The organism is Fodinicurvata sp. EGI_FJ10296 (assembly GCF_040712075.1).
Lineage (GTDB): Bacteria > Pseudomonadota > Alphaproteobacteria > DSM-16000 > Inquilinaceae > JBFCVL01.
Map to the genome: position 1 here is coordinate 245,044 of NZ_JBFCVL010000004.1, position 16,846 is coordinate 261,889.

Below are 16,846 nucleotides of genomic sequence, written 5' to 3' on the forward strand. Positions count from 1 at the left end.
CGAGAGGCGGGGGCGATCCGGATCACAGAACGCGAACGGTCAGGCCGGGAGTTCAGCCGCGATCAGGAGTCGGAGGACGAGGCCCCGGGCTTTGCGAAGCCATGGCGGTTGGACATCGCATAGCGGGTTAGTGCCGCGAACCGATAAATGCCGTGGACGAATTTGCCATACGGCATGGTCAGGAACAGGCTGAACACGACGCCGAGATGGATGGCGAGCATCATGCCCATGGCCGGCGTGGACCGAAGGCCATGCAGCGCCAGCCCGGTGGCCGCGGTCAGGAACAGCATCACCAGGAAGGCCGTGTCCATGCCGCGCTTGCTCTCGTCGACCAGCGCCGGGTCGCGCCGCCATTTGGCGGCCAGAAGGCCGACGGTGCCAATCACCAGCCCGACGCCACCGACCTTGCCCAGCATCGGCGGTATATCCCACCACGGATACGGCGCCTGCCAACCGAACACATAATGATAGATCGTGCCCATGCTCGTGGCGCCGAAGCACAGCAGAAAGCCATAGAATGTCAGGTGATGATACAGGCGCCGATTGTCTGTCGGACGTTCGTCCTCGTTGATGCACCCGACGCCGCCGCCATCGAGATAGCGCAGGGTCGAGGCATCTTTCATCGCCTGCCAGATTGATACGCGGCCATCGCCGATCACCGCATTCACGGCATTACTGTCGCGCCAGAACGCCCTGCAGCCCATGCACAATGCCAGAATGGCATAAGCAAACGCCGCGCCGAACAGGATGATCATGGCATTGTGCGGCATCAGCCGGTAGAACGCCCCCTCGCCCTGGTGAACGGCAAACAGTTGATCGGCATCGTTGAATGCGATGAAACCCAGGATGAACGCCGCAACGCCAAGAGCGGCGACGATCGAGATGGCGAGACCGTTGCGGTCGAAAAGACCGGCCAGAAAGCCGGGCCATGCGTAGGTTTTGTACGAATCGTTACGGACCTTCGCCAGCGTACGGGGCACGTCGACAGCGAACTCATGCGGCGTGGAAAACTGGCAGTCCTGATAGCAGGCGCCGCAGCTATGGCAGAGATTGGCCAGATAGTTCAGATCGCCGTCGGCGAAAGTGCGGTGCTTCTCCATTGCCGGAAAAACCGCGCACAAGCCTTCGCAATAGCGGCAGGCGTTGCAGATGGTCATCTGCCGATCGGCTTCGGCGAGAGCGTCAGTTGCGTGCATGTTTTGCGGCCTCCCGGCCCGCGATCCGGCCGAAGACGGCCCCGATGGTCATGCCGATCCCGGCGATATATCCCTTGCCGAGCACGTTGCCGGCCATGATCTCGCCGGCGGCATACATGTTTGCCGATGGTTTGCCGTCGGTCATGAGGATGCGCGCCTGCTTGTCCACGCGCGTGCCGAGATAGGTGAAGGTAATTCCCGGGCGAACCGGATAGCCATAGAAGGGCGGCTCGTCGATGGTCCGCGCCCAGTGGGTCTTGGGCGGTTCGAGGCCTTCGGTATGACAGTCGTCAAGGGTATTGGGGTCGAAGTCGCCGGGCTGCACGCTGGCGTTATAGTCGGCAACCGTTGCCTCCAGCCGTTCGGCCGACAGACCCAGCTTGCCGGCAAGTTCACCGATGCTGCCGGCTTCGATCGCCGGATAGACCGACGGCATCACCAGGCTTATGGCCTTGGAATCGATAATGATATAGGCGGTCTGGTCCGGCTGATCGGCCACCAGCCGACCCCAGATGGCATAGCGCTTGGGCCAGAAATCCTCGCCCTCGTCATAGAATCTGACGCATTCGTTGTTGACGACAACACCGAAGATCACACAGTCGAGCCGTGTGACGATGCCGCCGTCGAATTGCGGCGACCGGGCGTCGATCGCCACCGCGTGACATTGGGTAGGGTCGCCAACCGGCTCGACACCGCGATCGAGCAGCAGGCGCAGGATCGACCCCTTGTTATAGGGCGTGCCCCGGATCAGGAAGTTGCCGGCCCGCTCTCCCCAATATTCCTTCAGCCAGTCGATATTCGCCTCGAAACCGCCGGCCGCCGTTACCAGCGTCGCGGCGCGGATGGTGTGGGACGTGCCGTCGACTTCGACCGTCGCCGAATTGAAATGGCCGTCCTCGATCTCCAGATCGGTGACCATCGCATCGTAGACGATGTCGACGCCCAGTTTTTCCGCGCGCAAATAAAGGGCGTTCAGCATGGCGCGCCCGCCGCCCAGAAAGAAGGCGTTTGTCCGGCCGAGGCTGAGCGTGCCGCCCAGCGGCGGCTGAAACCGGACGCCCTGTTCGTTCATCCAATCCCAGAGTTCCCTGGATTCCGAAATTGTATGACGCGCGAGTTCCTCGTTGGTCTGCCCGCCCGTCACGCGCATCAGATCGTCCCAGAACTCGTCCTCGGAATAGGGACCGGTCAGGACCTCGTTCGCCTCGTCATGGGCGCAGCGCAGATTGCGTGTATGCCTGGTATTGCCGCCGCGATAGAATTTTGGCGCGCCTTCGAGCACCAGAACCTTCGATCCGGCATTGCGCGCGGTAATGGCCGCACAAAGGGCCGCGTTGCCGCCGCCGACGACCAGAACGTCGTATCGCTCGTCCCAGCCCGACGGCAATCGCGTCGCCGGGGAGACCGAATTCTTCGACATTGCCACGACCGATCAGCAGCCGCAGGCAGCAGCGGCAGGACGGCCGATCGCCGCCCCGGCGATAACCATTGCCGCCGATATCAGGGAGGCATTCGCCGGATCGTCGCCGTGTGTCGGCATGGGATCGTTCTCCTCTTTGCATCTTTGTGCGGACCGGTCCCGACAACGGGCCGATCTTTTGCATCAGCGGATTGTATGCAAATGTGTTCAAAGTGGCAATGGAAAGGAACATGGTGCTGCGTACTTGTGGGACAAGCCAACGCCGTGCCGGGATCGCGCGACATCCGGCATACAGTTCCGGGAAAGAAAGCTGGTTAACGCCGGTCAGACCAACCCGGCAACGCCCAGAGCGCCGGCGCCGGCAAGGACGATAATCGGATGCACGCGCGTCATGATGACGATGGCGGCCGCGACCGCCGTCACGGCATAGCTTTGCCAGCCTGAAGCGGCGGCAATGGTCAGCAACGCCGCGCTGGCGACAATCAGACCCACGGTCAATGGCGCCAGACCATTGCGCAAGGCCGTGAACCACGGCTGATGCCCCCATGCGAGCCAAAGCCGGGCCATACCATAGGCCAGAATCACGGCCGGGCCGGACATGGCCGCCGTGGCCGCCAGTCCACCGGGAATGCCGCCCACCTTCCAGCCGATAAGCGTTACGAACAACATGTTCGGGCCCGGGGCGGCCTGGGCCAGCGCGAACAAGGTGGTGAATTCCTCGTCGGTCATCCACCCTTCGCCCAGGACCGCGACCCTGTGCAGATCGGGCAGGATGACGTTGATTCCGCCGACCGCGACCAACGACAGCACCAGAAGATGCAGGACAAGATCGATCAGAGGATCACGGCCGTCCATCGGTGTCTCTCTCTCCGTCTGCCTTGGCGCGGTTGTCCCACCAGGCGAGCGCGATGCTGATCGGGCCCAGCACGGCAACGACGGCGAACAGGGGCAAGCGCAGCATGACAATGGCGACGATCACTGCGGCCATCAGCACCAGCGGGCGCAGGGCCATGCCCATCGCCGTCACCATCTTGAAAGCCATGGCCACCAACAGGCCGGCCGCGGCGGCGGCGATGGCGCGGAAGGCGTCGCGAACCTGTGGCACTTCGCTGAACTCGGCATAGAGAACCGCCAGCGCCAGAACGATGGCCACCGGCATGACCATCAGCCCCAGGAACGCCGCAACGGCACCGCGTATGCCGTCCACTCGAACGCCGAACGTGACAGTCAGATTGACGACGTTGGGGCCGGGAAGAAACTGGCAGATGCTGAGAATGTCCGTGAATTCCGCAGCCGAAACCCATCGCTTGCGCTCGACCAGTTCGTGCCGGGCGAACGGCAGCACACCGCCGAAGCCCGAAAGGCCGATGAAGGCAAAGGTCAGGAAAAGACTGGACAGCCGGATGTCCCGGCTCCGGGACCAATTCTCGGATCGAACGCTCATGGCGTCATCGATAGCCGAACGTATCTGCCCATACGATAAAAACCGTCACCGCATTGCACATTATTTCGCCGCGAGGCAATACGCCATGACGAGCCGGGCCGCTTCGGCGAAATCTGCCATCTCCATGGATTCGTCGGGGTTGTGACTGCCATGTGTGTTGCGGATGAAGATCATCGCTGTCGGAACGCCGGCCCCGGCGAATACCGCCGCATCATGACCGGCGCCGCTGGGCATGATCTCGGTGCCGATACTCAGATCCGCTGCCAGGGAACTGAGTTTTTCGATCATCCGGCCGTCGATCGCTGCCGGCGTGGAGCCCGTTTTCGGGCCGAGTTCGATCGTAACGCCGTGCGTTTTCGCAATTTCCTGAGCGGCGGCCTGAAGCTCGGCATCGAATCGATCAAGAGTGTCCGTCGACAGGCTGCGGACGTCGATCGTGAATGTCGTTTCGCCGGAAACCTTGCTGAACGCATCGGCCGCCGGATCGGTATGAAGTTTCCCGACCGTGAACACCAAATCCTCGCCCGCCGCCTCGAATTGCCGCCACAATGCGTTGGTGGCCTCGATCAGGGCGGCGGTCGCCGACACGGCGTCGTGGCGCAGATGGCGCGGCGTCGCCCCGGAATGGGCATATTCCCCAATGCAGCGCGCGGTGCGATAGCGAAGGCTGCCGCGAATGCCGCTGACCAGCCCCAAGGGTACGGCGCGATCGATCAGCAGCGGCCCCTGTTCAATGTGAGCTTCGATGAATGCACCGACTTTTGCGGGGTCGATCGCCGGCGCCGTATCGTCCAGCTCAGAGGGATCGAAACCGGCTTCGGCCATATGATCTGCCAGTGACCGGCCGGTGTCGGACCGACGGATCTTCCGGGCGTCATCGTGGGAAAGAAGCCCCAGAGCCGACCGGCTGCCGACATAGCTGGCGTCGAACCAGGCGCTTTCTTCAGCGCGAATCGCCAGGGTGACGATGTCGACCGGCGGGACAACCTCCATCCGTGAGAGGCCGATCGCCACGGCCAGTCCCAGCAGAACGCCCGCGGTTCCGTCATAGTCGCCACCTTGTGGGACGGAGTCGAGATGTGACCCGATCACGATCGGAGCCGCCGAACGATCCCTGCCCGGCAGCGTGAGATGCAGGCTACCGACCTTGTCGACATGGCATTCGAGACCATGTTGTGTCCCGATCGCTCGCACCAGGTCGTGGGCAATCTGCTCACCCTCGCCAAAGGACGGTCGCGAGACTCCGGCCCCCTCGCCGGCTGGATCGGGTGTTCGGGCTGCTATCTTCCGGAAAAGCGCGTCAGCGATGTCGATCGCTGGCGCCAGCGTTGTTACTTCGACTGATGTCACGGTCTACAACTCCTATTGCCCGCAACCATGGTATATAAGTGGTATACCGCGAACAAGCCGACACTTCCGTCCGACGCGATTTGCGCCTAGGATCGCCGCCGGTCCAGAACGTGGTCCAAACCCCCGGCCAGACAGGGCGGTCGACGCCGTTCGGGTGCCGATGGCTGCAGCTTTTAATTGAATACTCGACTTCAAGGGTTACCGGTGACAACTGATCGCATTGTAGTGGAAAAGGACGGACAACGTCTGGCACGGCTCGCTTATGAGCGGCTGATCGACCTGATTCTTTCCGGCCAGATCAAGGGTGGCGAAACGATTCAGGAGCGGCGGCTGGCCGATCGGCTCGGCGTGTCGCGCAGCCCCATTCGCGAGGCACTCATCCTGCTGGAGGGCGAAGGCATCCTGACCCGGCAAAGCGGCGGACTGCTTCAGGTCAAGCAGTTCACCGTCACCGATTACGTCCAGTCGCTGCAGATACGCCGTTTGCTCGAACCCGAAGCCGCGCGTCAGGCGGTCGGCCGGATACCGCCCGCCACGCTGGCCGATCTGCGCACGAAGCTGCAGGCATTACGCGACTTTGCCGACCGGCCCCAGGGCCTGGAGCCGGAAGACGGCGACCATCGCCGGATCGACGACGACCTTCACAACACGATTCTCGACCACTGCGGCAACGCGCTCATGGCAGACATCGTGCGCGACGTGCGCCGCAAGACGCGTATGTTCGATCTCCGCCGGCTGCCGGAACGATTCGTCCAGACATGCAACGAACACGAACATCTGCTCGATACCCTCGAACGCAGCGACGGCGACGCGGCGGCAGCGGCAATGACGGCCCATCTGGACGCCGTATTCCAGAGCATCGTGACCCGTATCGGCGAACTCTACTAGAGCTGCCCTCCGGCGCATCCCGCGCGGCGGCATCCGGATCGGATTATCCATCCATTAATATATCCCCGTTAACCTGAAACTCGTCCCGTCCTGGTGCGGGTGGCGCAGGGTTCGGATACCATCCATGACAACAGCATCGATCCATACTCTCGGCAAAGTGCCCACGACGCCGGCTCTGGCAGTCGATCCCGATATCGACCGCCTGACGAAGGCCGATCAGGCGGCGCTGCTTGGCCTCTGGCGGCAACTGGTCAAAGGCCATTTTCTTCAGCCGGCCTCACTCTCGGGCCGTACACTCGCTCCCTGGTCGGGCAATCTGCTGGTTGTCAGACGCCTGCGCGGGCCGCTGCAATTCGAAATCACGCTGTGCGGCAGTTCGATTGAATCGGCCCTGGGCAGCCCCGGCAAAGGCCGTCTGGTTCACGACCTTATCGCGCAGTCTGCCCTGCCCAAGGCCGTGTTTACCGGCCTGCAGCAATGCCTGGATCGCGGCTGCCCCATATATCAGGTCATCGATGACGATTTCGGATCCAACGGCAACGGAACCCAGGCACTCCATCTGCCGGTCGGCCGGGCAAACGATCTGCCCACGCACATCCTGACCCATATCGACGGTCTGGCCGGGGCGGCTGAAGATGCGGCGCAAAGCTCGGCCCGTAAGGCCGCATAACTGTCGGCCGCCTGATCGCCGTCGCCGTGCCAAGGTCATATTGATCAAATGATTCCGATATAGCACGATGCGCACCGACGTATTCGGGGCGCAGCCAATGGAAAAAGCCGTTTCGGCAATTCAATCCGGTTTGACACTTCTGATCGCCGTCGCGCTGTTCGCGATGATGGGATTGATGTTCGCCGACGTGGTGTTCCGCTATGCGCTGAACGCACCGATCACCGGCGCCTACGAATTGACCGAATTTCTGATGGTGTTCGTCGTATTCGGCGCTTTGCCGGTGATCACGGTCCGGCGCGGGCATGTTCAGGTGACGGCATTGCAGGAGGCCGTCCCGGCACTCGCGCCATATCTGGCGTGGCTGCGGGCCGCGGTTACAGCCGCCATGCTGGGCTTTCTCGCCTGGCATCTGGGGCAACTGGCACTGCAGTTCGCCGCGCGTGGTGACACCACGCTGTTCGGCGGCATTCCGCTGTTCCCGTTCGTGGCGTTCGCAGCGGTACTGACCGGCCTCAGCACCATCGCCGCGCTGATCGAACCGCTGGCCGCCGAAGACGCCACCACCGCCCTGTATCGAGATGCCGGATGAGCCCCATTCTCGGTCTGGTCGTTCTCTTCACCATGCTGGGCCTTGGCATTCCGGTCGGCGTCGCCATGCTGGCGGTGGGAACCATCGGGTTCGCACTGATCACCGATATCGGCCCGGCGGCGTATATGACGGCGCGAACCGCCTATTCCACTGTCACCAGCTACAGCCTGTCGGTCATCCCGCTCTTCCTGCTGATGGGCAATCTGATCAACCGGGCCGAGGTCAGCCGCGATCTCTATGACAGCGCGCACAGCTTCGTCGGGCATTGGCGGGGCGGCCTGTCCATGGCGACGATCCTGGCCTGCGGCGGCTTCGCCTCGGTTTCCGGGTCGAGCATGGCGACCACGGCGTCGATGGCACGCGTCGCCTATCCGGCCATGAAACGCTATGGCTATGGCGACGTTCTGGCCACCGGATCGATCGCCGCCGGCGGAACGCTGGGCATCCTCATTCCGCCCAGCGTTGTACTCATTCTCTACGGCGTCCTGACAGAAACCGATATCGGCATGCTGTTCGCCGCCGGCTTCCTGCCGGGGCTTCTCGGTGTCGTGCTGTACATGGTGACCTGCGGAATCATCGCCCGCGCCCGGCCAGACTGGGCGCCAACGGCCGACCGGCAATCCTGGCCCGAGCGGTTGCGCTCGCTCAAGCGGGTCTGGGCCGTGCTGCTGCTGTTCGGCATCGTCATGGGCGGTATCTACGGTGGAATCTTCACCCCGACCGAAGCCGCCGGTGTCGGTGCGGTCGGCGCCTTCATCATCGCCCTGATCCGGCGGCGCCTGACCCTGATCGTGCTGCGCGACGTGCTGATCGATACCGCGATCACGACGGCCATGATGCTGTTCGTCATCGTCGGCGCGCTGGTCTTCATGAACTACGTCAATGTGGCCGGGCTGCCGCGCATGATCGCGGGGTTCCTGGCCGGCATCGACGCCTCGCCGATGGTCATCGTGCTTATCATCTGCGGGATCTATCTGGTGCTGGGATGCATCCTGGAAAGCATGTCGATGATCCTGCTGACGATCCCGATATTCTTTCCGGTGATCACGTCGCTGGGCCTCGACCCGGTCTGGTTCGGCATCATCATCGTCATGGTCGTCGAGGTCGGGCTGATCACCCCACCGATCGGGCTGAACGCGTTCATGTTGCGCACGGTCCTGAACACGGTCCCGCTCGGCACCATTTTCACCGGCATTGCCCTGTTCCTGGGAGCCGACATCCTGCGTATTCTGCTGGTCGTCGTTTTTCCGGAAATCGCTCTGTTCCTGCCGTCACGCATGTAGCCAGCGGAAACGGGCCACGAATCATCAATCGCCAAAAGGAGGCACATACCGTCATGAAACCCTGTTCAAAGCCATACCTGACGACGGCAACGGCCGTTGCCGCCCTCGTCTCGGTCGCTGCGGGCGCGACCGGCGCCGCTGCGGACGACCAGACGGTGCTGCGATTCTCCAACTGGCTGCCACCGACCCACCACGTCGTCACCGAAATGGTGACGCCTTGGGCCGAGGCCGTCGAAGAAGCCACAGAGGGGCGCGTCACCGTCGAAATCGTCTCGGCGCTCGGCGATCCGCCGTCCCATTACGATCTGGTCGCCAATGGCGTCGCCGATCTGGCGTTCGGCGTCCATGGCTATACGCCGGAACGCTTCAAGCTGACCGAGATCGGGGAATTGCCGTTCACGTCCAACGATGCCGTGGTCAATTCACTGGCCTACTGGCGCACTTACGAAGAATTCATGATGGATGCCGGCGAGCACGACGATGTCGTCCTGCTCGGCCTCTGGACCAACGGCCCCTATCAGCTGTTCACGAACGACACGACCCTGACATCGATCGACGCGGTCGACGGCAAACGCATTCGCGTCCCCGGCGCCGTGGTAGAGCAGATCACCCAGGCTCTGGACATGACGCCGATTTCGTCGCCATTGACCGAAGCTTATGAACAGGTCGCGCGCGGCGTCATCGACGGCATGTTCCAGCAACTGGAAACCGTCGTTGCCTTCAACATGACCGAACACATGCCCATGGGCTCGATCGCGCCCGGCGGCTTCGCCCATTCCAGCCAGTTCATGGTGATGAACCGCGACAGCTTCGACAGCCTCTCCGAAGCCGATCAGGAGGCGATCATGGAACTGTCGGGCGAGGCGATGGCGCTGAGATTTGCCGAGGTGTGGCAGGAATATGAGGAAAACGCCATTGCAGCCCTGGAGGAAGAAGGCGCCACCCTGCATCAGATCGACGATGAGGTACTTTCCGAACTTCAGGACCTTCTGGCCTTCGTGACCGAAAACTGGGTCGAGGCGGCCGAAGAACGCGACGTCGACGGCCAAGCCGCGCTCGATTTCTATCACGACCAACTAGCGGCCGTGGCAGAGGAACGGGACGTATCAGCGGACTGACGAAATGGCGTCACTCCCGTTCGCGGGGGTGACGCCATTTTCGTTCGTGGATTGTGCCGGTCAATAGTCGCGGTCGACCACGAAGGTAAGGACCCCTGCCAGGGCGTCGCGAATTGGTCCGTCGGGCGCCGCTTCCAGCAACCCCACGGCCTCGGTCGCAATGGTCCCGGCACGCGCCATGGCAGCATCCAGGGTTCCGTGCCGACCCAGCAGCATCTGTGCGTGGGCGAGATCGCCGTCGCGGATATCCTGGTCCTGCATGGTCCGCCGCCAGAAGGCCTTTTCGGTCTCGTCACCGGCTTCGAATGCCAGAATCACGGGCAGCGTCACCTTCCCTTCGGCAAAGTCGTCCCCCACGCGTTTGCCCAGACGCGCCTGCTCGGCCGAATAGTCCAGCACGTCGTCGACCAACTGGAATGCGAGGCCAAGAGACAACCCGTAACGGCGGAGGTTGTCGCGCGCGGTCTCGTCGGCACCCGCGATAACGGCCCCGACTTCGCAGGCCGCGGCAAAAAGCTGGGCCGTCTTCGACTCGATCACCTGCATGTATGTCGATTCGGTCGTTGCGACATCATGCTGCGCCGAAAGCTGCAGAACCTCGCCCTCCGCGATGACCGCCGATGCCCGCGACAGGATGCGCAGGATATCCAGCGATTCGCCTTCGACCATTAGTTCGAAGGCCCGGGCGAACAGGAAATCGCCGACGAGAACCGACGCCTGATTGCCGAACAGCTCGTTCGCGGACGCCTGCCCCCGGCGCAGCGCGCTTTCGTCGACGACATCATCGTGCAACAGGGTTGCGGTGTGAATGAATTCCACCGTCGCCGCCAGCCCGACATGGGCATCGCCGCCATAGCCCAGCAACCGGGCGGTCGCCAGCGTCAACAGGGGGCGCAAGCGTTTGCCGCCGCTGGACACGATATAGCTGGCCAGTTGCGGGATCATCTCCACCGGGCTGTGCATCCGGTCGACGATCGTTCGGTTGACGGAATCCATGTCCGCCGCGACCAGCGATGCCAGTCGGTCCAGCGCGGAGGACTCCACGTCGTCAGACCGGGAAGCTGCAGGTGATTTTGCCTTATTGGATCCGACAACGCCGGGCACGGTGATAATCTCCAACTCCGTTGACCTTGGGAGTGATGAGCGTCAGCATAGGTGGCGTTCGCCGCCGGTCAAGAGCATGGCCATGGACGCCCCGATACTTTCGCCCCGACAGATACCCGACTGGTAGACGAGTCGTTCGTTCCATGAAAGAAATAATGCGCACCAACGATGTCGTCCGGCTGTCCTGGATCAGCGCCTTGCTGTCGGATGCGGGGATAGAATGCCTCGTGCTGGATGTGCACACGTCGATCATGGAGGGCAGCGTCGGGGCCATCCCCCGGCGACTGATGGTCGCCGACGACGATGTCGCCAGCACCATCAAACTCCTGACCGACGCCGGTGAGAACGATCTGGTGGAGTGACATCTTGACCAGTGAGCGCCCGGCGGGGACGAGCGATCGCCCGGCAGGCACGACGCGGGACGCCGTGCTCGGCGGCCGCGTTACCCTGATCCAGCCGCGCGCGGGTTATCGTGCGGCGATCGACCCGATCCTTCTGGCAGCCTCGGTTGATGCGCATGCAGGCGACGTCGTCGTCGATCTCGGCTGCGGGGTCGGCACGGCCGGCCTCTGTCTGGCCGTGCGTTCCCCCGGCGTATCGATCATCGGGCTGGAAAAGCAGACCGCTTATGCCCTGCTGGCCGGGCTTGGCGCCGCGGCGACCGGTGTGCAGGATCGTATGGCGATAGTCGCGGGCTGTGTCGGTGCCGGCACCATGGCCTCAGGCCCCATCGCGCCTGGAACTGCCGATCGCGTGATGACCAATCCGCCCTATGCGGAATCGGGACACGGGCGCTCGCCGCGAGCCGACCGCGCCATGTCCATGGCGGAAGGCGATATCGACCTTCGGGCCTGGATCGCGGCGGCCCATCGCCTGCTGAAGCCACGGGGCTGGTTGTCGATAATCCATCGGGCTGACAGAATCGCCGACATCATCGCCACGCTTGCGCCGCGATTCGGCGCGATCGCCATCCATCCGATCTACAGCCGCCATGGGGACAGCGCGCGCCGCGTCATCGTTCACGCCCGGCGCGACGTCAAAACGCCGGCATCGATTGCTGCCGGTCTGGTTCTGCACGAGGCCGATGGCGGCTTTACCCCGGCCGCGCTTCGGATCCTGAACGACGCACAGCCCCTTGAAGAAAATGCCGGCAGGCGATGATCGAGTGCCCACCCCCCTTGCAACACCGCGAACCATGGGCATTTGTCAGGATCTGGTCGCACGTCCGACACCACAGGCATCGCCATTCATGAGTGCTGAAATCTCCGACTCCCCGAACCCGGCCCCACAGCCGCCGGCTCCGCCCGATCGGACGCCCGGATCGTGGCCCCGGTCCAGGCTTGGGGCGCAATCCCGTTCCTGGCTGGACCGGCTGTTGAGACGCGGTCAGCCCGACATTCCCGTCCTGCGGCTGGTCGGCACGATCGGCCAGGCCGGGTTCGGCCGTTCCGGCATGACGCTGGCGTCGCTGGAATCTCACATCGCGCGTGCCTTCGCCACCAAGGGGCCGGTGGTAGCACTTGTGGTCAACTCGCCCGGCGGCTCGCCCGTTCAATCATCCCTCATCGCCGGCCGCATTCGCGATCTGGCGGTGGAAAAAAACAAGACCGTCATCGCCTTCGTCGAGGATGTTGCTGCCAGTGGCGGCTACTGGCTTGCCTGTGCTGCCGACGAGATCATTGCCGACAAATCATCCATTGTCGGCTCGATCGGCGTGATTTCAGCCGGTTTCGGCTTTACGGGACTCCTCGAACGTATGGGAGTCGAGCGGCGCGTCTATACCGCCGGCACCCGTAAGCTGATTCTGGACCCCTTCTCTCCGGAGCGGCAGGACGACGTGCACAAGCTGGAAAGCCTGCAACAGGACGTTCACGAGGCCTTCATCAAATTGGTCCGCGAGCGCCGTGGTGACCGATTGGCCGCCGGCGACGGCACGACCGGATCTGACATCTTCAACGGCGAGTTCTGGAGTGGCGAGGCTGCCCGGCGGTTGGGGCTGGTCGACGCGATCGACCATATGCGGCCCTTCCTGCGCGCCCGCTATGGCTCGAAGCTGCGCCTGAGGGTTGTTAATCCGGACAAGCCCTCGCTTCGGCGGCGGTTCGGCCTGGCAGGAGGAGTGTCCGGAGGTGTGGCCGGGGGACTGACGACCGAGGATGCCCGCAGCCTGGTTCATGCGGTGCTGGACGTCATGGACGAACGCGCTCAGAACCAACGCTACGATCTGTCGTAGCTTCGCGCCCCCCCATCTGTCGCAATATCCATCTTTCGCGCCCTGCGCCGCAGGGTCCACTTGACCGGCAACAGGCCCCGGCCCTAACGTCTTCGGGACATGCTCAGCATCCGCGAACTCCTCGTCCTGGCGGTGATTATTTTCGTCGTCTGGTATGGTTACCGGGTTTACGCCCGGATCGATTCCGCCCGCACCCGCCGCGCGGCCGATCAGGCGCGCCGTTCGGCCAACAAGAAGCCCGAACTCGATCTGGTGCGGTGTCCCCAGTGCGGCGCCTACATTTCCGACCCCAACATCCATGTCTGCGATCCAGACGGTCCGGCCCGATAGCCCTCGAAATTGGCCCCCTGTTTTGGGCCGGAACGCGAAGGCCCGGCCGGAATTCTTGCGTCGCGCGCTTGATCCCGCCGGCGCGCGGCACTAGTGTGCGCTGCAACGCGGATATCGGGCCGCGCCCCGACGAACGACAATCGAAAAGCCGTCAGGCCACCGCATGGACGTCGCCACCTCACCACCACGATCCTTTCAGGACGTTATCCTGACGCTTCAGCAATACTGGAGCCGGCAGGGCTGCGTTATCCTTCAGCCCTATGATCTGGAGGTCGGGGCCGGCACGTTCCACCCGGCCACCACGCTGCGGTCGCTGGGGCCGGAACGCACCTGGAACTGTGCCTATGTCCAGCCGTCACGGCGGCCGACCGACGGCCGGTACGGCGAGAATCCGAACCGGGTTCAGCACTATTACCAGTTTCAGGTCCTGATGAAGCCCTCGCCCGCCGACAGCCAGGAGCTGTATCTCGGCAGTCTGGCGGCGCTGGGCATCGATCCCGCACTGCACGACATCCGCTTCGTGGAGGACGACTGGGAAAGCCCGACCCTCGGCGCCTGGGGCCTGGGGTGGGAGGTCTGGTGCGACGGGATGGAGGTGACGCAGTTCACCTATTTCCAGCAGGTCGGCGGAATCGAATGCGATCCGGTTCCGATGGAACTGACCTACGGCCTGGAACGCCTGGCGATGTACGTCCTGAAGAAGGAATCGATCTTCGATCTTCCGTACAACGATCCGGATACGCCCGGCGCCAAGACCTATGGCGACGTCTTCCATCGGGCGGAGCGGGAATATTCCGCCTATAATTTCGAGCTGGCGAACACCGACGTCCTGCTGCGGCATTTTTCGGACGCGGAAACGGCCTGTCAGGACCTGATCAAGGCGCGCAAGGCGCTGCCGGCCTACGATCAGGCGATCAAGGCCAGCCATCTGTTCAACCTTCTCGACGCGCGCGGCGTCATCAGCGTGGTGGAACGCCAGGCCTATATCGGCCGGGTGCGGGAACTGGCCAAGGCATGCTGCGAAATGTGGCTGGCGGAGCGATAGACGATCCATGGCGGAATTCTTTCTCGAAATCCTCTCCGAAGAAATCCCCGCGCGCATGCAGGCGCGGGCGGCGGACGAGTTGCGACGCCTGTTCGCGGCCGCGCTGACCGACGCCGGTCTGCCCCATGACGGCGGCACCGCCCATGTCACGCCGCGCCGGCTGGCTTTGTCGATCGGCGGCATGCCGATCCGGCAGGACGACCGGGTCGAGGAACGCAAGGGCCCGAAGGTCGATGCGCCGGAAAAGGCGGTCGAGGGGTTCCTGCGCGCTACGGGACTGACGCTGGACCAATGCGAACAGCGCGAAACGCCCAAAGGCAATATCTGGTACGCAGTGATCCAGAAACCCGGCCGCCCGACGGCCGAGGTGCTGACCCAAACGATTTCGACGGTGCTTTCGGGATTCGGCTGGCCGAAATCCATGCGCTGGGGCGACAGACCGTTCCGCTGGGTCAGGCCGCTTCGCCAGATCGTCGCGCTTTTCGATGGCGTGGTGCTGGATGGCGGGTTCGAGCCCGACGCCCGAACCCGCTTCGCATTCGGCGATACTACTGTCGGCCATCGCTTCATGGCGCCCGGACCGATCACGGTTACCGGAATGGCCGATTACGCCGCCCAGCTGCTGGACGCAAAGGTCGTTCTCGACCGGGACGACCGCAAGCGCCTGATCGAGGACGGCGCCCGCGCCCGTGCCGCCGAAGCCGGGTTGACGCTGCGTGACGATCCCGGGCTGATCGATGAAGTTGCCGGACTGGTCGAATGGCCGGTCGCACTGCTGGGCCATTTCGACACCGCCTTTCTGGATGTTCCGCCGGAAGTGCTGACCACATCCATGCGGACTCATCAGCGTTATTTCGCCCTTGAACGGCCTGACGGCACCCTGGCGCCGAATTTCGTCGTCATCGCGAATATCGAGGCCGCCGATGGCGGCAAGGCCGTTGTCGAGGGCAACCAGCGCGTGCTTCAGGCACGGCTGAGCGACGCCAAGTTCTTCTGGGACCAGGACCGCAAATCACCCCTGGCCAGCCGTGTCCCCAAGTTGAGTGAAGTGACATTCCACGCGCGGCTGGGCACCATGGCCGAAAAGGTCGACCGGATGGTGGCGCTCGCCGGGACCCTGGCGCCCCTGCTCGGATGCCCGATCGATCAGGCGACACGTGCTGCCACACTGGCAAAGGCCGACCTCGTAACCGGCATGGTCGGTGAATTCCCGGAACTGCAGGGCATCATCGGCGGGTACTATGCCACCGCCGAGCACGAAGATGCCGCCGTGGCCGCTGCAATCGGCGGTCACTATGCGCCGCTCGGCCCGAACGACCAGTGTCCCGACGATCCGGTCACAGCCGCCGTCGCCCTCGCCGACAAGCTGGATACCCTGGTCGGCTTTTTCGGCATCGACGAGAAACCGACCGGCAGCCGCGACCCGTATGCGTTGCGGCGCGCTGCGCTCGGGATCATCCGGATCACCGTCGAGAACGGCTATCGGCTGTCGCTGTCATCGCTGTTCGACGAGGCGGCGTCGCTGTACGGCCACCACGTCGAAGCCGGCCCCGACCTTAAAACAGAACTGCTGGCCTTCTTCGCCGACAGACTCAAGGTCGTTTTGCGCGACAGCGGGGTCCGGCACGACCTGATCGACGCCGTGTTCGCCGCCGCGACCGAAGACGATCTGGTGCGCCTGCTGGCCCGGGTCCGGGCGCTGGAATCATTCCTGAAAACCGACGACGGCGCCAATCTGCTGGTTGCGTATCGGCGAGCGGCGAACATCGTCCGGATCGAGGCCAAAAAGGACGGCCAGCGCGCCGAAGATTATGCGCCGGTAGAACCTGAGATGCTCACCGACGCGGCGGAGACCACACTTCACGCGGCAATCATGGCCACGGACGAACAGATCGGTCCGCTCACGGCGCAGGACCGGTTCGAAGACGCAATGACAGTATTTGCCGGCCTTCGCGGGCCGGTGGACGCCTTTTTCGATACGGTGACCGTGAACGCCGAGGACGGCGCCATTCGGCGGAATCGTCTGGCGCTGCTTCAGGCGATGGTCACCACGATGGACCGCGTGGCAACATTCAGCCGAATAGAAGGCTGATACCGCCGCGCGGACGATAGCGCACGGATTAGAACCGGATCCGGCCCGCCTCGCACGGTGACGGCCGAAGCGGTTGACGTGCGC

At 63.5% G+C, this 16,846-nt stretch carries 17 protein-coding genes; 11 read left to right on the forward strand and 6 right to left on the reverse strand.

What is annotated here, in order from left to right; genetic code table 11:
- Positions 1-62: 62 nt before the first annotated feature.
- The 5 genes from tcuB to ABZ728_RS10010 form a co-directional block, all read right to left on the reverse strand.
- Entirely contained in the window at positions 63-1,196 is a 1,134-nt protein-coding gene (tcuB, locus tag ABZ728_RS09990) for a tricarballylate utilization 4Fe-4S protein TcuB (protein ID WP_366655951.1), read from the reverse strand.
- Complete coding sequence (gene tcuA, locus ABZ728_RS09995; RefSeq protein WP_366655952.1) at positions 1,183-2,616, reverse strand: FAD-dependent tricarballylate dehydrogenase TcuA; 1,434 nt, start codon at positions 2,614-2,616, stop codon at positions 1,183-1,185. The genes tcuB and tcuA overlap by 14 nt, the downstream gene beginning before the upstream one ends.
- A 324-nt stretch (positions 2,617-2,940) precedes the next feature.
- Entirely contained in the window at positions 2,941-3,471 is a 531-nt protein-coding gene (locus ABZ728_RS10000) for a chromate transporter (RefSeq protein WP_366655953.1), read from the reverse strand.
- Positions 3,458-4,060, reverse strand: a complete 603-nt coding sequence (locus ABZ728_RS10005; RefSeq protein WP_366655954.1) for a chromate transporter — start codon at positions 4,058-4,060, stop codon at positions 3,458-3,460. Before ABZ728_RS10005 ends, ABZ728_RS10000 begins: the two co-directional genes overlap by 14 nt.
- Before the next feature lie 60 nt (positions 4,061-4,120).
- Entirely contained in the window at positions 4,121-5,410 is a 1,290-nt protein-coding gene (locus ABZ728_RS10010; RefSeq protein ID WP_366655955.1) for a Zn-dependent hydrolase, read from the reverse strand.
- 204 nt (positions 5,411-5,614) lie between these two features.
- Between ABZ728_RS10010 and ABZ728_RS10015 the strand changes: the two genes are divergently transcribed.
- The 5 genes from ABZ728_RS10015 to ABZ728_RS10035 all read left to right on the forward strand — a co-directional run bounded on the left by ABZ728_RS10015 (position 5,615) and on the right by ABZ728_RS10035 (position 9,958).
- On the forward strand, positions 5,615-6,298 hold the full coding sequence (locus ABZ728_RS10015) for a GntR family transcriptional regulator (RefSeq protein ID WP_366655956.1): 684 nt from the start codon (positions 5,615-5,617) through the stop codon (positions 6,296-6,298).
- A gap of 124 nt (positions 6,299-6,422) precedes the next feature.
- Entirely contained in the window at positions 6,423-6,968 is a 546-nt protein-coding gene (locus ABZ728_RS10020) for a hypothetical protein (protein WP_366655957.1), read from the forward strand.
- A 67-nt stretch (positions 6,969-7,035) separates the two neighbouring features.
- Complete coding sequence (locus ABZ728_RS10025; protein ID WP_366655958.1) at positions 7,036-7,557, forward strand: TRAP transporter small permease; 522 nt, start codon at positions 7,036-7,038, stop codon at positions 7,555-7,557.
- A complete protein-coding gene (locus ABZ728_RS10030; protein WP_366655959.1) occupies positions 7,554-8,840 on the forward strand; it encodes a TRAP transporter large permease in 1,287 nt (428 codons plus the stop codon). Before ABZ728_RS10025 ends, ABZ728_RS10030 begins: the two co-directional genes overlap by 4 nt.
- Positions 8,841-8,893: 53 nt before the next feature.
- On the forward strand, positions 8,894-9,958 hold the full coding sequence (locus tag ABZ728_RS10035) for a TRAP transporter substrate-binding protein (RefSeq protein ID WP_366655960.1): 1,065 nt from the start codon (positions 8,894-8,896) through the stop codon (positions 9,956-9,958).
- Between the two features lie 60 nt (positions 9,959-10,018).
- Here ABZ728_RS10035 and ABZ728_RS10040 read toward each other — a convergent pair whose 3' ends face one another.
- Positions 10,019-10,954 carry a polyprenyl synthetase family protein gene (locus tag ABZ728_RS10040; protein WP_366656238.1) on the reverse strand — a complete coding sequence of 312 codons (936 nt, stop codon included), beginning with the start codon at positions 10,952-10,954 and terminating at the stop codon, positions 10,019-10,021.
- A 263-nt stretch (positions 10,955-11,217) separates the two neighbouring features.
- Here ABZ728_RS10040 and ABZ728_RS10045 point away from each other — a divergent pair, with 263 nt between their 5' ends.
- The 6 genes from ABZ728_RS10045 to glyS all read left to right on the forward strand — a co-directional run bounded on the left by ABZ728_RS10045 (position 11,218) and on the right by glyS (position 16,762).
- Positions 11,218-11,424 (forward strand): DUF2007 domain-containing protein, encoded by a 207-nt coding sequence (locus ABZ728_RS10045; RefSeq protein WP_366655961.1) that lies wholly within the window; start codon positions 11,218-11,220, stop codon positions 11,422-11,424.
- Between the two features lie 4 nt (positions 11,425-11,428).
- Positions 11,429-12,223 carry a methyltransferase gene (locus ABZ728_RS10050; RefSeq protein WP_366655962.1) on the forward strand — a complete coding sequence of 265 codons (795 nt, stop codon included), beginning with the start codon at positions 11,429-11,431 and terminating at the stop codon, positions 12,221-12,223.
- Positions 12,224-12,311: 88 nt separating this feature from the next.
- Positions 12,312-13,295, forward strand: a complete 984-nt coding sequence (locus ABZ728_RS10055) for a S49 family peptidase (RefSeq protein WP_366655963.1) — start codon at positions 12,312-12,314, stop codon at positions 13,293-13,295.
- Between the two features lie 99 nt (positions 13,296-13,394).
- Positions 13,395-13,625, forward strand: coding sequence for a hypothetical protein (locus ABZ728_RS10060; RefSeq protein ID WP_366655964.1), 231 nt, complete (start codon positions 13,395-13,397; stop codon positions 13,623-13,625).
- Between the two features lie 163 nt (positions 13,626-13,788).
- Positions 13,789-14,670, forward strand: coding sequence for a glycine--tRNA ligase subunit alpha (locus ABZ728_RS10065; RefSeq protein ID WP_366655965.1), 882 nt, complete (start codon positions 13,789-13,791; stop codon positions 14,668-14,670).
- Between the two features lie 7 nt (positions 14,671-14,677).
- Positions 14,678-16,762 carry a glycine--tRNA ligase subunit beta gene (glyS, locus tag ABZ728_RS10070; protein WP_366655966.1) on the forward strand — a complete coding sequence of 695 codons (2,085 nt, stop codon included), beginning with the start codon at positions 14,678-14,680 and terminating at the stop codon, positions 16,760-16,762.
- The last annotated feature ends 84 nt before the right edge of the window (positions 16,763-16,846 follow it).

Bases quoted from the DNA above. Each gene is read 5' to 3' on its own strand.
- tcuB (WP_366655951.1), bottom strand. From the start codon at position 1,196: ATGCACGCAACTGACGCTCTCGCCGAAGCCGATCGGCAGATGACCATC.
- tcuA (WP_366655952.1), bottom strand. From the start codon at position 2,616: ATGTCGAAGAATTCGGTCTCCCCGGCGACGCGATTGCCGTCGGGCTGG.
- ABZ728_RS10000 (WP_366655953.1), bottom strand. From the start codon at position 3,471: ATGGACGGCCGTGATCCTCTGATCGATCTTGTCCTGCATCTTCTGGTG.
- ABZ728_RS10005 (WP_366655954.1), bottom strand. From the start codon at position 4,060: ATGAGCGTTCGATCCGAGAATTGGTCCCGGAGCCGGGACATCCGGCTG.
- ABZ728_RS10020 (WP_366655957.1), top strand. From the start codon at position 6,423: ATGACAACAGCATCGATCCATACTCTCGGCAAAGTGCCCACGACGCCG.
- ABZ728_RS10025 (WP_366655958.1), top strand. From the start codon at position 7,036: ATGCGCACCGACGTATTCGGGGCGCAGCCAATGGAAAAAGCCGTTTCG.
- ABZ728_RS10030 (WP_366655959.1), top strand. From the start codon at position 7,554: ATGAGCCCCATTCTCGGTCTGGTCGTTCTCTTCACCATGCTGGGCCTT.
- ABZ728_RS10035 (WP_366655960.1), top strand. From the start codon at position 8,894: ATGAAACCCTGTTCAAAGCCATACCTGACGACGGCAACGGCCGTTGCC.
- ABZ728_RS10040 (WP_366656238.1), bottom strand. From the start codon at position 10,954: ATGGATTCCGTCAACCGAACGATCGTCGACCGGATGCACAGCCCGGTG.
- ABZ728_RS10045 (WP_366655961.1), top strand. From the start codon at position 11,218: ATGCGCACCAACGATGTCGTCCGGCTGTCCTGGATCAGCGCCTTGCTG.
- ABZ728_RS10055 (WP_366655963.1), top strand. From the start codon at position 12,312: ATGAGTGCTGAAATCTCCGACTCCCCGAACCCGGCCCCACAGCCGCCG.
- ABZ728_RS10060 (WP_366655964.1), top strand. From the start codon at position 13,395: ATGCTCAGCATCCGCGAACTCCTCGTCCTGGCGGTGATTATTTTCGTC.
- ABZ728_RS10065 (WP_366655965.1), top strand. From the start codon at position 13,789: ATGGACGTCGCCACCTCACCACCACGATCCTTTCAGGACGTTATCCTG.
- glyS (WP_366655966.1), top strand. From the start codon at position 14,678: ATGGCGGAATTCTTTCTCGAAATCCTCTCCGAAGAAATCCCCGCGCGC.